General features: G+C 70.1%; 12 protein-coding genes and 2 pseudogenes. 5 read left to right on the top strand and 9 right to left on the bottom strand.

The annotated features are described in order from the left end of the window. Positions 1-622: TerD family protein (locus tag ADL01_RS10750; RefSeq protein WP_199834795.1), on the top strand; the 622-nt coding region annotated here is incomplete at its 5' end. Between the two features lie 74 nt (positions 623-696). Here ADL01_RS10750 and ADL01_RS10755 read toward each other — a convergent pair. Beyond that, positions 697-1,191, bottom strand: a complete 495-nt coding sequence (locus ADL01_RS10755) for an FBP domain-containing protein (RefSeq protein WP_053741709.1) — start codon at positions 1,189-1,191, stop codon at positions 697-699. Between the two features lie 73 nt (positions 1,192-1,264). Between ADL01_RS10755 and ADL01_RS10760 the strand changes: the two genes are divergently transcribed. After that, entirely contained in the window at positions 1,265-1,843 is a 579-nt protein-coding gene (locus tag ADL01_RS10760) for a TetR/AcrR family transcriptional regulator (RefSeq protein ID WP_053741710.1), read from the top strand. 20 nt (positions 1,844-1,863) lie between these two features. Then, entirely contained in the window at positions 1,864-3,177 is a 1,314-nt protein-coding gene (locus tag ADL01_RS10765; protein WP_078960442.1) for an SGNH/GDSL hydrolase family protein, read from the top strand. On the opposite strand, the gene ADL01_RS10770 is transcribed toward ADL01_RS10765, so the two are convergent. The 4 genes and pseudogenes from ADL01_RS10770 to ADL01_RS10785 all read right to left on the bottom strand — a co-directional run bounded on the left by ADL01_RS10770 (position 3,174) and on the right by ADL01_RS10785 (position 8,366). Next, complete coding sequence (locus ADL01_RS10770) at positions 3,174-4,190, bottom strand: 1-aminocyclopropane-1-carboxylate deaminase (protein ID WP_053741711.1); 1,017 nt, start codon at positions 4,188-4,190, stop codon at positions 3,174-3,176. The two genes, ADL01_RS10765 and ADL01_RS10770, sit on opposite strands and share 4 nt — an antisense overlap. Before the next feature lie 40 nt (positions 4,191-4,230). Beyond that, a pseudogene (locus ADL01_RS10775) lies at positions 4,231-4,686 on the bottom strand (FCD domain-containing protein); the annotation flags it as partial. 527 nt (positions 4,687-5,213) lie between these two features. Then, positions 5,214-6,654: pseudogene (locus tag ADL01_RS10780) on the bottom strand (alkaline phosphatase PhoX). A gap of 251 nt (positions 6,655-6,905) precedes the next feature. Further along, the gene (locus tag ADL01_RS10785) at positions 6,906-8,366 is read right to left on the bottom strand and encodes a hypothetical protein (protein ID WP_053741712.1); all 1,461 of its coding nucleotides are present in this window, start codon (positions 8,364-8,366) and stop codon (positions 6,906-6,908) included. A 489-nt stretch (positions 8,367-8,855) separates the two neighbouring features. On the opposite strand from ADL01_RS10785, the gene ADL01_RS10790 reads away from it, so the two are divergent. Continuing rightward, the gene (locus tag ADL01_RS10790) at positions 8,856-10,685 is read left to right on the top strand and encodes an endonuclease/exonuclease/phosphatase family protein (RefSeq protein ID WP_053741713.1); all 1,830 of its coding nucleotides are present in this window, start codon (positions 8,856-8,858) and stop codon (positions 10,683-10,685) included. A gap of 14 nt (positions 10,686-10,699) precedes the next feature. Here the strand turns inward: ADL01_RS10790 and ADL01_RS10795 are convergent, their stop codons facing one another. Then, a complete protein-coding gene (locus ADL01_RS10795) occupies positions 10,700-11,446 on the bottom strand; it encodes an ATPase (RefSeq protein WP_053741714.1) in 747 nt (248 codons plus the stop codon). Positions 11,447-11,451: 5 nt separating this feature from the next. Further along, entirely contained in the window at positions 11,452-12,132 is a 681-nt protein-coding gene (locus ADL01_RS10800) for an ArsR/SmtB family transcription factor (protein WP_053741715.1), read from the bottom strand. Positions 12,133-12,288: 156 nt separating this feature from the next. Between ADL01_RS10800 and dapA the strand changes: the two genes are divergently transcribed. Continuing rightward, positions 12,289-13,197, top strand: a complete 909-nt coding sequence (gene dapA / locus ADL01_RS10805; protein ID WP_053741716.1) for a 4-hydroxy-tetrahydrodipicolinate synthase — start codon at positions 12,289-12,291, stop codon at positions 13,195-13,197. Between the two features lie 93 nt (positions 13,198-13,290). Here the strand turns inward: dapA and ADL01_RS10810 are convergent, their stop codons facing one another. Continuing rightward, positions 13,291-13,515 (bottom strand): hypothetical protein, encoded by a 225-nt coding sequence (locus tag ADL01_RS10810; protein ID WP_053741720.1) that lies wholly within the window; start codon positions 13,513-13,515, stop codon positions 13,291-13,293. Positions 13,516-13,633: 118 nt separating this feature from the next. Then, a complete protein-coding gene (dapD, locus tag ADL01_RS10815) occupies positions 13,634-14,623 on the bottom strand; it encodes a 2,3,4,5-tetrahydropyridine-2,6-dicarboxylate N-succinyltransferase (RefSeq protein WP_053741717.1) in 990 nt (329 codons plus the stop codon). Positions 14,624-14,965 lie beyond the last annotated feature (342 nt).

Here is a 14,965-nt window from a genome sequence, read left to right on the forward strand (position 1 = left end):
CCCCATGGCACCCCCGGCACCCCCCGCCCCCACCCTCGGCGCCGGGAAGATCAACCTCGACAAGGGCCGCGTAAGTCTCCAGAAGAACGAGACCGTCTCCCTGGTCAAGGGCGGCAGCCCCCTTCTCTCCCAGGTCAAGATGGGCCTCGGCTGGGAGCCGGCGTACCGGGGCAAGGACATCGACCTGGACGCGTCGGTCATCGCGTACGGCCCGCAGCGCAACCACATCGACAGCTGCTACTTCGGCAAGCTCTCGATCGTGAACGGCGCGATCAAGCACTCTGGCGACAACCTCACGGGCGAGGGCGGCGGCGACGACGAGGTCATCGTGGTCGACCTCGGCCGCCTCCCCCAGGAGGTCACCGGCCTGGTCTTCACGGTCAACTCCTTCTCAGGCCAGAAGTTCACCGAGGTGGCGAAGGCGTACTGCCGTCTCCTGGACGCGGCGACCGGCGAGGAACTGGTCCGCTTCGACCTGACCAGCGCCGAACCGCAGACGGGCGTGATGATGGCCAAGATGATCAAGCAGTTCTCGGGCGAGTGGGAGATGACGGCGATCGGCGACTTCGTCAAGTCCCGCACGGTCAGAGGCATGGTGAAGCCGGCCGCCCAGGCGCTGTAAGGACGCGAGGCCACGCACAGAAGTGGACCGTGGGGCGACACCGCCACCCCGCCACCCGTCACCCCGCGACACCGTCAAGCCGTTGTCACCTTGGCGATGAACGCGGCGACGTTCCCCACGGTCCGCCGGATCTTCTCCTCCAGAGTGATCGTCTCGTGGAGCCGCGCCCCGGGGCCCGCGTCCTTCCTGCCCCGTACATAGAGGGAGCAGCAGAGGTCGCCGCAGATGTACGCGCCCACCGAGTTGCCCTGCTTCCCGGCCTTGCCCGCCTTCGGCGCGACCATCAGGGAGACGCCTCCGGTGTGCGAGGTCAGGCACATCGAGCACAGGCTGCGCCGCGTCTGCCCGAAGGCGGGCGCGGAGCTGCGCAGGGCGAGGGCGGTCGGACGGCCGTCCAGCTCGGTGACCAGATAGGCCCGGTCAGGCGCCTGTGGGTCTCGCCACCCCAGGAAGTCCAGGTCGCCCCAGGGCCGCTCGGCCAGGTCACGCGGCACGGACAGGCGCTGCGCCTCACCCTTGGTGCAGTTCACGAACGCGGCACGGATCTCTTGTTCAGTCAACGGTTCCATAAGGGCAGGCTAATTTGCCTAAATGATTTAGGCAAACCTATATTCTCCTTAGCCAAACAGAAGGAGGTGGGCCATGGCACGCGCAGGACTGACCACGGAACGCCTGACCAGGGCCGGAGCGGACCTCGCCGACGAGGTCGGATTCGACCAGGTGACCGCCTCCGAGCTCGCCCGGCGGTTCGACGTCAAGGTCGCGAGCCTGTACTCGCACGTCAAGAACACCCAGGACCTCAAGACCAGGATCGCTCTGCTCGCCCTGGAGGAACTCGCCGACCAAGCCGCCGACGCCGTGGCGGGACGGGCCGGCAAGGACGCCCTGACCGCCTTCGCGAACGTCTACCGCGACTACGGCCGGGAGCATCCGGGCCGCGCCGCCGCCACCCGGATGAGACTCGACCCCGAGACGGCGGCGGCCAGTGCGGGCGTCCGGCACGCCCAGATGACCCGGGCGATCCTGCGCGGCTACGACCTGACGGAGCCCGACCAGACCCACGCGGTCCGCCTCCTGGGCAGCGTCTTCCACGGGTACGTCAGCCTGGAGACGGCGGGCGGCTTCAGCCACAGCGCCCCAGACTCGGACGAGACCTGGACCCGGACCCTGGACGCCCTCGACGCACTGCTGCGCAACTGGCCCGCTCCTTCCACCCCTTGACCGACAGGCGGAGGAAAGACATGCCCCCCGACCACGACCGGACCACCACGCCGCAAACGGCGAACACGACGCCGAACACCACATCCCCCACCGCGCCCACCACCACGTCCGCGTCCACCACCACGTCCACCACCGCGTCCGCGTCCCTCACCACCCCGATCACCGCGGACCTCATCCACGGCGCCCTCGACCTGGAGCACACGCCCCACGGCGTACTCCCCCACCGCCTGCCCGCCCGAGCACGCGCCCAGAACACGGACCCCCAGCTCGCCATGGCGGAGGCCCAGCCCTCCGGCGTACGGCTGGTCTTCCGCACCCGGGCGACCTCCGTCGAACTGGACTCGCTGCCCACCAAACGTGTCTATGTGGGCGCCCCGACGCGCCCAGACGGCATGTACGACCTGCTCGTGGACGGCCACCTGACCGGTCAGGGCAGCGTGCCGGGCGGTAACACCATCACCATCGACATGACAGCCGGGACCGCCGAGACCCGGCCCGGCCCGTTCGGCACCCTCCGCTTCACGGGCCTGCCGGACCGCCTGAAGATCATCGAGATCTGGCTGCCCCACAACGAGACGACCGAGCTCGTCGCGCTGCGCACCGACGCGCCCCTCGAACCCGTACCGAGCGGCGACCGGGGTCGCAGGGTCTGGCTGCACCACGGCAGTTCGATCAGCCACGGCTCCGACGCGGCGAGCCCCACCAGGATCTGGCCCGCCCTCGCCGCGGCCCTCGGCGATGTGGAGCTCATCAACCTGGGCCTGGGTGGCGGCGCGCTGCTCGACCCGTTCACCGCTCGCGCGATGCGCGACACGCCCGCCGACCTGATCAGCGTCAAGATCGGCATCAACCTGGTCAACACCGATCTGATGCGGCTGCGAGCCTTCGGCCCGGCGGTCCACGGCTTCCTCGACACCATCCGCGAGGGCCATCCGACCACACCGCTCCTGCTCGTCTCACCCATCTACTGCCCCATGCACGAGGACACTCCCGGCCCCACCGCCCTGGAGCTCGGCACGGTGGGCGCCGGTCGACTGCGCTTCCAGGCCATGGGCGACCCCGCCGAGCGCGCCGTCGGCAAACTGACCCTCAATGTCATCCGGGAGGAGCTGTCCCGCATCGTGCGGCAGCGGTCGGCGGACGATCCGCACCTTCGCCACCTCGACGGCCGCGCCCTGTACGGCGAGTCCGACTTCGCCGACCTTCCCCTGCCCGACCAGCTCCACCCGGACGCGGCCACCCACCGCCGCATGGGCGAACGCTTCGCCGAACTCGCCTTCACCGCACCGGAACCACTCTTCCCGCCCCCGGAGCCGCCCCTCCGGAACTCCTAGAACAGCGCGCTGTACGCGTTCAGCGCGGGCTGTCCGCCCAAGTGCGCGTACAGCACGGTGGAGTCCCGCCCGATCTCGCCCCGAGCCACGAGATCGACCATCCCGGCCATCGACTTCCCCTCGTACACGGGATCGGTGACCATCCCCTCCGTACGGGCGGCGAGCCGCATCGCGTCCAGGGTCGTGTCGTCGGGGATGCCGTACGTACCGGCGTGGTAGCGCTCGTCCAGCTCGACGTCCGCCTGCGTCAACTCCCGGTTGACGCCGATGAGTTGCCCGGTGTTGTGGGCGATCCGCGCGATCTGCTCCTTCGTCCGGGCGGGCGCCGCCGACGCGTCGATGCCGAGCACGCGCCGCGAGCGGCCACCCGCCTCCTCCAGCGCCGCGAACCCGGCGACCATGCCGGCCTGGGTCGACCCGGTCACCGAGCACACCACCACGGTGTCGAAGAAGACCCCCAACTCCCGTTCCTGCTCAGCCACTTCGTACGCCCAACCGGCGAACCCCAGCCCGCCCAGCGGGTGGTCGGAGGCGCCCGCCGGAATCGCGTACGGCTTGCCGCCCCCTTCCTCCACCTCGCGCAGCGCCAGCTCCCAGCTCTCCTTGAACCCGATACCGAACCCGGCACGCACCAGCCGCACATCGGCCCCGGCGAGCCGGCTGATCAGGATGTTGCCGACCTTGTCGTAGACGGAGTCGGGCCATTCGACCCAACTCTCCTGCACCAGCACGCACTTGAGCCCGGCGCGGGCGGCGCAGGCGGCGACCTGACGGGTGTGGTTGGACTGCACACCGCCGATCGAGACGAGCGTGTCGCAACCCTGGGCGAGCGCGTCGGCGACCAGGTACTCCAGCTTGCGCGTCTTGTTGCCGCCGTACGCGACACCGGAGTTGCAGTCCTCGCGCTTGGCCCAGAGGGCGGCGCCGCCGAGATGAGCGGTGAGCCGCTCCAGGGAATGCACGGGCGAAGGCCCGAAGAGGAGGGGGTAACGCTGGTACGAGGCAAGGGACATGAGGTTTCTCCCGTGATCGGTCGCTTGACCACTGGCTTGATCAGTCGCTGTCGGCGAGCTCGGCGAGCCCGCGCCAGATCTCCTGGGTGACGCGGACCGCTTCGTCCACGTCTCCCGCCGCGCAGGCGTCGAGGAGCCGGTCGTGCAGGCCGGCCGAGCGACAGTTGCCGCCCTCGCTGAAGCGTCGTCGCTCCAGGCGGCGGATGAGCGGGGTGTAGCGGGCGGCGGTGGCGGCCGCGGCGCGATTTCCGCTGACCCGGACGAGGACGTCGTGCAGCTGGTCGTCGGCGCGCAGAGCGGACTCCACGTCACCGGCACGGACGGCGGCCGCGAACCGCTCGTTGGCCGTGCGCATCGCCTCGACGTCCGCGGCGAACAGCCGGGGCACGGCGACCCGTGTGACCAGCTCGTGCATGGCCCCGACCACGGCCGCCGCGTCCCGCACGTCGGCGGCCACGACGGGCGTCACCTTCGTGTAGCTCTGCGGCTTGCTCTCCTCGCCTTCACGCCCGAACCGGCTCGCCGTCAGAGGAAGCGGGACATGATCTCCCGCTTCCAGTTTCTCGGCTCTCTTCCACTCCCAGGCCTGCCGACCAGTGCGCCTTTGCGTCACCCACGAGTGCCCGAGCGCAGTCTCCAGGACTCGCCCGGACACGAAGGAGACACGCACAATGGAACTCGCTCCCACCTGGCTGCGGGCGGCTGGAACAGCGGAGATCAATTTTCCCACAGAGTGATCTCGTAGTCCCTGGTTGGGACCGTACCGCACCGGTCTGGTGTCCCATGGCTTGTCGTAGGAGAGCACAGGACTTGGCTTTGCCGCGACCTGTTCGATCGGAACAGCCGACCCGTCAGCCAGCCAGACAAGGCTTCCCTCTGCTATCCCGCCCAAGAGTTTTTCTGCCAACGTAGCCTCCCACCCACCCTCACCAGAACACGCGTGTCTGATGCGCACGTTATTTCAGAGGGTCCGGCGGGAGGCCACTTCGCACGTAGGGTCACTCGAAACTGGCCCCTAGCTGGCTAGCTACGCTTCCAGGGCCCGGTGATGGCCAGCATGATCCCCGGCGTCTGAATGTTGGCGTACAGCGTCTTTCCGTCGGGCGAGAAGGTCACGCCGGTGAACTCGCTGTATTCGGGCGCCTCTTCGGTGCCGAGGTTGAGTTCGTTGCGGGCGATCGGGTACGTGCGTCCGCTGTCCGTCGCGCCGAACAGGTGCTGGACGCCTTCGCCGTCCTCGGCGATGACCAGGCCGCCGTACGGGGAGACGGTGATGTTGTCGGGGCCGTCGAAGGCGCCGTCGGCCGACGGGTCGGGGTTCACGCCCAGCAGGACCTTGAGGGTGAGCGCGCGGCGCTTGGGGTCATAGAACCAGACCTGGCCGTCGTGCTGGACGGGGCTCTCGTCACGGGCGTACGAGGAGACGATGTAGGTGCCGCCGTCGCCCCACCACATGCCTTCGAGCTTGCGGGCCCGGGTGATCTCTCCGGCGCCGAACTGCTTGCGCACGTCGACGGTCTTGGCGTCGCGGTCGGGTACGTCGACCCAGTCGACGCCGTACACCGTGCCGATCTTCGTGGCGCGGGAGAGGTCGTCGACGGAACTTGCCCCCGGAGTCGTAGCACTTGGGCGCCTGGAGGACGCCCGCGGTGTCGGAGAGGGTGCGGAGGTTGCCGTGGCCGTGGTGGCACTGCTGCGGCGGGGTCCAGCGGTAGAGGAGGCCGTTGGGGGACGCGGCGTCCTCGGTGAGGTAGGCGTCGCCGCGCTTGGGGTCGATGACGACGGCCTCGTGGTTGTAACGCCCGAAGAACTTCAGGGGCTTGGGGTTCAGGTTGGCGCGCTTGTCACAGGGGTCGACCTCGAAGACGTACCCGTGGTCCTTGGTCATGCCGTTGACGCCGACCCGGTCGGAGTTCTCCTCGCAGGTGAGCCAGGTGCCCCAAGGGGTGCTGCCGCCCGCGCAGTTGGTGGAGGTGCCCGCGATGCCCACCCACTCGGCGACATGCCCGTCGGGGCGCACCTCGACGACCGTGCAGCCGCCGGACGCGGCGGGGTCGTAGACGAGGCCCTCGGTGAGCGGCACCGGGTGCTCCCAGTTGGCGCGCGGGCCCTTCAGCTCGTGGTTGTTGACGAGGAGGGTGGTGCCGCGCGGGCCCGCGAAGGCGGCGGTGCCGTCGTGGTTGGACGGGGTGATCTCGCCGGAGTCCAGCTTGGTCTTCCCGCTGTACGTGATCACGCGGTACGAGAATCCGGCGGGCAGCGCCAGCAGACCCATGGGGTCGGGCAGGAGCGGGCCGTAGCCGACTCCGTGGTGCCCGTGCCGGTCATCCGATTCCCCGGCCTCGCTCTCCGTGGACGCGAGGGCGTTGGGCGCGGTGGCGAGGGCCCCGACGCTGCCGGCGAGCACGACCCCGGCCGAGGTGAGCGCGGACTGTCTGGCGAAGTCCCTGCGGGTGAGCGACATGAAGTCTCCTGTGACGGTGGACGTGCCGTGAAGTGGAGGGCGGCGCACTCGGTTCGGCGCCACGCTCCCGCCCACACCTGAACACGAGTTGAACGGAGACCGACGTCACGAAACTCGCTTCCGAATTCGCCGCCGAGGCAGCTGCCCCGCAGGGGCAGCGCCGAAGGGGCGCGGGGAACTGCGCGACCAGCCACGACGCCGCCGCCGACAACGAACCAGCCGCGGTGGCACCGCCAAACGGAGCGCCCCGCTCAACCCCCTTGCTGCGACCGCGCCTTGAACGCCGCCTTCCGCGCCTCCTTGGCCACCCGCTTGTCCGGATGCAGCCGCCCCATCGCCTCCAGCACATCCGGCGTCGCCGGATGGTCGACGCGCCAGACCGCCTCGAAGAAGCCGCCGTGCTGCCGCGCCAGCCCCTCCACCAGCCCGATCAGCTCCGCCGAGTTGCCCTCCGCCGCCAACTGCGCGGCCACCGTGTCGATGGTCAGCCAGAACACCATCGCCTCGGACGGCGCCGGCACATCCGCCGCACCGCGCTCGCTGAGCCAGACGCGGGCGAGGCCGCCCAGTTCGGCGTCGTCGAGAACCTCGCGCAGCGCGGGCTCGGCCTCGGTGCCGACGAGTGACAGGGCCTGCTGGCAGAGCAGCCGCCGCAGGGGCGCACCGGCATCGGCGCCCCGGGCCGCCGCGAGCAACTCCCGGGCCGCCGCGAGGGGTTCGCGGCGCGTCAGCCACTGTTCGGTCTCGGCCCGCGCGGCCGTCGCGGGGAAGGACGCCGTGCCGTCGAGCAGCGCGTCCGCGCCCTTGTCGGCCAGCTCTCCGACGGCGGGCGCCGCGAAGCCGGCCTCCAGCAGCCGGGCCCGTACGCCGTACAGGCCGAGCGGGGTCAGCCGCACCATGCCGTAGCGCGAGACGTCGGTGTCGTCGCCCGTCAGCGCCCCCTCGGTGGGGTCGTCGGTGTCCGCCATGAGCGCCTCGTCGACGGGCTGATAGGCGACGAGCCCGATGGGTTCGAGCAGCCGGAACTGGTCGTCGAGGCGCATCATCAAGTCCGAGACCTGCTCGAGGACGTCGTTGGTGGGCCGGCCCATGTCGCCCGGTACGACCATGGACGCGGCCACCGCCGGCAGCGGCACCGGGCTGTCGGCGGGGCCGCCCTCGCTGACGGTCAGCAGGTACAGGTTGGCGAGCGCGGCGTCGAGGAAGTCGGCCTCCGCCCCGGGGTCCCAGCCCAGTTGGGAGAAGTCGACGTCGGCGCCCTCGTCCACGCCGTCGAGGAGATCGTCGAGGTCGGGCACGCTCGCGTCGGCGAGGACGGCCTCCAGCGCCCCGAGCCAGACCGCGAGCACCTCGTGCGGCGACCCGGAGGTGAGCAGCGCCAGATCCTCGGCGACCGTGACGGTGCCTGCTTCCTGGTCGACGACCTCGACGAGCCCTGCGTCCACGGCGACCCGCCAGGCCTCACCGGCGTAGGCGAGCGCGTCCTCGACACCCGTCTCACCGGCGCCCTCGCTCACCAGCAGCCCCAGCGCCCGAGCTGCCTCCGGCAGCTGCTCCTGGACGAGTTCACCGCCGGCCCCGACCCGCGTGTCCGGCCCGGCCCAGCGGGCGAGGCGGGCGGCGCGGGAGACCAGCGGGGCGGCGAGCGCTTCCCGCGCCAGCTCCGCTTCGGAGTGCAGTCGCACCGGCGGCAGGGGGGAGCTGTCTGACATCGGCTGTTTTCTCCTCAGGCGCCCGAATGGCCGTACGGCGGCATCCGGATGCGCCCGGAGTCCGACGACGGCGTCTGACGACCGTACGACGTCGTGTTGAAGGCCGTACGACTCAGCCACTCAGCCTAGACGGATTTGGCAGCATGCCGCCCGGTTCATGAACCTGTCAGAGGTGCTACATGGCTGAAACCTTGACAACTGGCTTGAGCAGGCAGGAGATTGACGCGCGTAGAAGTCGAGGGGGCCGGTCCGCCGCACCCCTCGACTTTCGCGATGTTCCACCGTGCTTCATCGTGTTAGATGTGCCCCCCAAGCCGGGCGTTCACTTCCGATCGCCCGGTGCCGAGCCTTCGACGCGGAGCCTTTCGCGCCGAGTGTTCACCGGATGTCTACGCGCGTCGCCAGCCGCCCAGCGGGTCGCGTATCCCCCACTGCACCACCCTTGTCACTTTCGTCCCGGCACCCATGTTCATCCCCGGAGGGATCCCGATGCCGAGCAAGTCTTCCGCGCGACTCGCCGCGCTCACTGTCGCCGCCGCCTGTTCAACGGTCGCCGCCATGGTCGTGGTTCCGTCGGCCGCGCACGCCGACACCGTGCGCATTCATGACATCCAGGGCACCACGCGCCTCTCCCCGCTCGCGGGCCAGAAAGTCACGGACGTGGCGGGAATCGTCACCGGCGTCCGCACCTTCGGTTCGTCGCGCGGTTTCTGGATCGAGGACACGGCGCCGGACGCCGATCCGGCCACCAGCGAGGGCGTCTTCGTCTTCACCAGCTCCAAGCCGACCGTCGCCGTCGGCGACGCGGTCACCGTCACCGGCTCGGTCTCGGAGTTCGTGCCGGGCGGCGCCGCGGGCGGCAACCAGTCGGTGACGGAGATCGTCAAGCCGACGGTCACCGTCGTCTCCAGCGGCAACGCGGTCCCGGCGCCGGTCGTCGTGGACGCCAAGTCCGTACCGTCCGCGTACACCCCGGCCGGCGACGCCGCCGCGAGCGGCTCGGTGAACGCGCTGCCGCTGCTGCCCAGGAAGTACGCCCTGGACTACTACGAGTCCCTCGAGGGCATGAACGTCCAGGTCAAGAACGTCCGCGTGGTCACCGCCACCGACCCGTTCACCGAGCTGTGGGTCACGGTGAAGCCGCACGAGCACAAGAACCGGCGTGGCGGCGCGGTGTACGGCTCGTACACCGCGCAGAACACCGGCCGGCTCCAGATCCAGTCCCTTGGCGCGGTCGCCGACTTCCCGGCCGCGAACGTCGGCGACAGCATCGAGGGCGCCACGACGGGCCCGCTGGACTACAACCAGTTCGGTGGCTACACGCTCGTCGCGAGCGAGCTCGGCACCCTGAAGCAGGGCGGCCTGAAGCGCGAGACGACCCGTAAGCAGTCGCGCGGCGAGCTGGCGGTGGCGACGTACAACGTCGAGAACCTCGACCCGTCGGACACCACCTTCGCCGCACACGCCGCCGCGATCGTGAACAACCTGCAGTCGCCCGACATCCTGTCCCTGGAGGAGATCCAGGACAACAACGGCGCGACGAAGGACGGTACGGTCGCCGCCGACCAGACGGTCAAGAAGCTGATCGACGCGATCGTGGCGGCGGGCGGCCCGGCGTACGACTGGCGTTCCATCGACCCGGTCGACCTCGCGGACGGCGGCGAGCCCGGCGGCAACATCCGTCAGGTGTTCCTGTTCAACCCGGCGCGGGTCTCCTTCACCGACCGGCCGGGCGGCGACGCCACGACCGCCGTCGGTGTCACGAAGGACCACGGCAAGGCGGCCCTGACCCTCTCGCCGGGCCGGATAGACCCGACCAACGCGGCCTGGACGAGCAGCCGCAAGCCGCTCGCGGGCGAGTTCGCCTTCCGCGGCAGGACCGTCATCCTGATCGCCAACCACTTCGCCTCCAAGGGCGGCGACCAGGGTCTCACCGCACAGTTCCAGCCGCCGGCGCGCAGCTCGGAGACCCAGCGTCATCTGCAGGCGACGGCGGTGAACACGTTCGTCAAGGACATCCTGAAGGTCCAGAAGAACGCGGACGTGATCGCGCTCGGCGACATCAACGACTTCGAGTTCTCCGACACCGCCAAGCTGCTGGAGAACGGCGGCGCGCTGTGGTCGGCGATCAAGTCGCTGCCGACGAAGGAGCGTTACAGCTACGACTACCAGGGCAACAGCCAGGTCCTGGACCAGATCCTGGTCAGCCCGTCGATCAGCCGCGGCCGCGACTTCGACTACGACTCCGTGCACATCAACTCGGAGTTCAACGACCAGATCAGCGACCACGACCCGCAGGTGCTGCGCTTCCACCCGTAACGGGCCGGCCCTGCTCAGGGCTGGCTGAACACGCCGTTCAGCCAGTCCTGCCAGGCGGTCTCGCACTCCTTGATGTCGGCGCCGGGCGTGAAGTCGTGCAGGGAGATGCCGACCGGGTAACCCCAGTGGTTGCGCCCGAAGAAGCGGGTGAGACCCCGTTCCGTCCGCAGCCCGATGAAGTACGGGTTGCGGAAGTCGACCACGGCGTCGAACTCGTCGGGCCCCCGGACCGTCACCCGCGCCCCGACGGGCACGTCCTCCCCGACCCCGAGCGCCCGCCCGACGACGGCGAGGGCGTCCGCCGCCTTCGACGCGTCGGGCCCGTCGAAGGTCGCGAAGGCGGCCGGCCTGGGCGCGAAGTGCGTGAGGTACTCGCGCAGGGTGTGCAGATAGAAGTCGGTGTGCCGGGCGGCGCCGTCGTACTGGTTGTCCCAGTCGTCGACGAAGATGCCGCTGTGCACGTAACGCACCCAGGCCCGGCGCCCTTCGTCACGCGCCTCAATGGTGTAGTCGAGCTGGTTGAGGGTCTGCTCGGAGATGCCCTCGACGTCCTCGACGCGGTTGGTGTAGCGGTGCGGCGGGTCCCAGGCGACGACCGTGGACCCGAAGGGCCCCTTGCCGCCGACGCGCGGCTCCGGCGGCTCCATCGGCCACAGATACCCTCCGGTCCCGGTGGTGATCGCCTCCCACACCTCCTCCGGGCGGGCGTCGACCTCGAACTCACGCGCGATCTCGAATTTCCTGGACGCTTCTTCGGACATGGTGCTCACTCCTGAACGTCTGCGATGTCTGCAATCTCTGCAATGTCTGCGGCCGCCGCGACTTCCGCGGTGCCTGTCGTGCCTGAAGTCGATTCATCGGCCTGGGACTTGACCGTCGGGTGCACGGCCACGACGATCCGGTGCCCCCGCCCACCCTCGGCCTCGGGCGAGTCGTACTTGCGCACCAACGCGCTGACGCCCGCCGTCAACTCCTCGATGAACGCGGCCCGGTCACCGGCGGAGGCGAACCGCACCTCGCCGTCGAGCGCGAAGGTGGCGAGCCGCTTACGGGCCCGGGCGGCGCCGGTGATCAGCGTGCCGACGTCCCGCACCAGCCGCGCCCCGACCGCCAGCAGCCAGCGCGCGGACAGCTGATCCCGGAAACGGTCGGGATCCGGCTGTACGGCGGCCAGGGCGAGCGGCGAGATGACGTACGACGCGGCGGTCGCCCGCATCAGCCGCTCGGTGACGTTGCCCTTGCGCCGCTCTCCGGCCAGCTCGACCAGGCCGTGCCGCTCCAGAGCCTTGAGGTGGTAGTTCACCTTCTGCCGGGGCAGTCCGACCTGGCCGGCCAGCATGGCGGCCGACGCGGGCCCGGCGGCCAGCTCGGCGAGCAGCCGGCCCCGTATGGGGTCGAGCGAGACGGCTGCGGCCGCCGGGTCCTCGATCACGGTGACGTCCAACATGGCTCCACCGTCTCACCGAAAACTTTTCTTGTCCAGAAGAAAAAAGTGTCCGGTGGCGTGATGAGGTTTTCAGCCCGCCACCTGGAAGCACCACTTACGCATACCCGGTACAAGAATTAAGTAGAGCTTCACGAATGCCTCGCCGAGACTGCTCACATGACAACACCACCCCCGGCCCCTTCACCCCCCTTCGGCCGCGCCCTGTGCGCGATGGTCACCCCCTTCACCACCGAGGGCGCCCTGGATCTCGACGGCGCACAGCGCCTCGCCGACCGGCTGGTGGCCGGGGGCTGCGACGGCCTCGTCCTCTCCGGCACGACGGGCGAGTCCCCGACCACGACGGACACGGAGAAGTCCGCGTTGGTACGGGCGGTGCGGGAGGCGGTCGACGGGCGGGCGTCGATCGTCGCGGGCGTCGGCACCGCGGACACCCTGCACTCAGCGGAACTGGCACGAGCGGCCGAAAAGGCGGGCGCGGACGGCCTGTTGGCGGTCGCGCCCTACTACAGCAGACCCCCGCAGGACGCGATCGAGGCCCACCTCCGGGAGCTGGCAGACGCCACCGACCTGCCCCTGATGCTGTACGACATCCCGGGCCGCACCGGCGTCCGTATCGAGCCGGAGACGATGATCCGTCTGGCCGGGCACCCGAGGATCGTCGCCGTGAAGGACTGCGCGTACGATCTGATGGGCACTCAGACGGTGCTGTCCCGCGCCGACTTGGCGTACTACACGGGCTGCGACGAATACGTTCTGGCGCTGTACGCGCTGGGCGGCGCCGGATACGTCAGCACCGTGGCCAACGTGATCCCCCGTCACTTCCGCTCGATCATCGACATGTTCGACGCGGGCCGCACCGCCGAGGCCGCCCGCCTCCAGCAACGGGCGCTGCCGCTCATCGAGTTGATGATGGCGTCCGGTCTGCCCGGCGCGGTCACGGCCAAGGCGCTGCTCGCCGGACTGGGCCTGCCCTCGGGCCCGGTACGGGCACCGCTGCGATCGGCCGCCCGCGAGGCGGCGAACGGCCTGCTGGCGGCGTACGAGGATGTGCTGGACGTGCCGTAGACCATGCCGTAGTCCACAGGGACCGAACAGAAAGGGGCCCGTACCGCGCACCCAAAGGCGGCGGTACGGGCCCCGGCCCAAGGGGGCCGACAGTCATCCCCAGCGGTGCCCGTCACCGAACAAGAGGAAATGCTCCAGCACGTCCTCCATCGGATCGTCGACCTGGCCGATGTTGACCAGACCGATCCGGGGACCGTTGTGCGAACCGGTGTTGGTCTCGTCCGCGTACGCCGTCCCTGCGGGGACCCCGCAGACCACGGCTGCGGTGACCGCGCCCGTCAGCCAACGCGCCGCGGTCCTCGTCCGCCCGTTCGTCATGTGCTCCGCCCCTCGTCGGTACGTCCACTGCTTCTGCTCCGGCAGCTGATCGGACTCTGTGTCCACCCGTTCATCTGCCTGAAGCCCGACGAGGTCACGCGGAGCAACCCGTACGTGATCAGTTGTGGCTGTGCAGGATGTCGTTCAGACCGCCCCAGACCGCGTTGTTCGGGCGGGCCTCGACCTTGCCCGTGACGGAGTTGCGGCGGAAGAGGATGTTGGAGGCGCCGGAGAGTTCGCGGGCCTTGACGATCTGTCCGTCGGGCATGGTGACGAGGGTGCCGGCGGTGACGTACAGCCCGGCCTCGACCACGCACTCGTCGCCGAGCGCGATCCCGACGCCGGCCTCGGCGCCGATCAGGCAGCGCTCGCCGATGGTGATGCGGACCTGGCCGCCACCGGACAGCGTGCCCATCGTCGAGGCGCCACCGCCGATGTCGGAACCGTCACCGACCACGACTCCGGCGGAGATACGGCCCTCGACCATCGACGTACCGAGCGTGCCCGCGTTGAAGTTGACGAAGCCCTCGTGCATGACGGTCGTGCCCTCGGCGAGGTGCGCGCCGAGGCGCACTCGGTCGGCGTCTGCGATGCGGACGCCCTTGGGGGCCACGTAGTCGGTCATCCGGGGGAACTTGTCGATGGACGTGACCTGGAGGTACAGGCCCTCGGCGCGGGCGGCCAGCCGGACCTTCTCGACGTCGTCCACGGCGACCGGGCCGAGCGAGGTCCAGGCGACGTTGGCGAGGTGGGCGAAGATGCCGTCCAGGCTCTGCCCGTGCGGCTGCACGAGCCGGTGCGAGAGCAGGTGGAGGCGCAGATAGACGTCGTGCGTGTCGAGCGGCTTGTCGTCGAGGGAGGCGATGACCGTACGGACCGCGACGACCTCGACACCCCGGCGCACGTCCGGTCCGACCGCCTTCGCCGCACCCTCGCCGAGCGCCTCGACGGCCCGCTCGACGGACAGCCGCTCGGTACCGGCGGGGCCGGGCTCGACGGACAGTTCGGGGGCGGGGAACCAGGTGTCGAGAACGGTGCCGTCAGCGGCGACGGTGGCAAGGCCGGCGGCCACGGCGCCGGTGGTGCGGGGAGCAGTCGTGTCGGTCATGAAGAAAACCTAACGTGCGAAACCCCGCCCGGGCGAACCGGTACGGACCGGATCTCAAGGACCGGGCACCGACCCTCCAAGCCTGCCGCAACCACCCCCTGGGGGCTACGCCCCCAGACCCCCCTCCGGCCCTGAACGGGCCTCGTCCTCAATCGCCGGACAGGCTAAAAACGCCCCTGGAACCGAAGAGCCGACCTTCCCCCCAGCCCCACCCACCCCCCCACAGCGACGGCAGGCCGCAGGCCGCAGGCCGCAGGCCGCAGGCCGCAGGCCGCAGGCCGCAGGCCGCAGCAGGATGGTTCCGGCGGGCCCTCGACGGTAACTCGCAAGCATGCAGAGACG

The organism is Streptomyces sp. NRRL WC-3618 (assembly GCF_001280005.1).
Classification (GTDB): Bacteria; Actinomycetota; Actinomycetes; order Streptomycetales; family Streptomycetaceae; genus Streptomyces.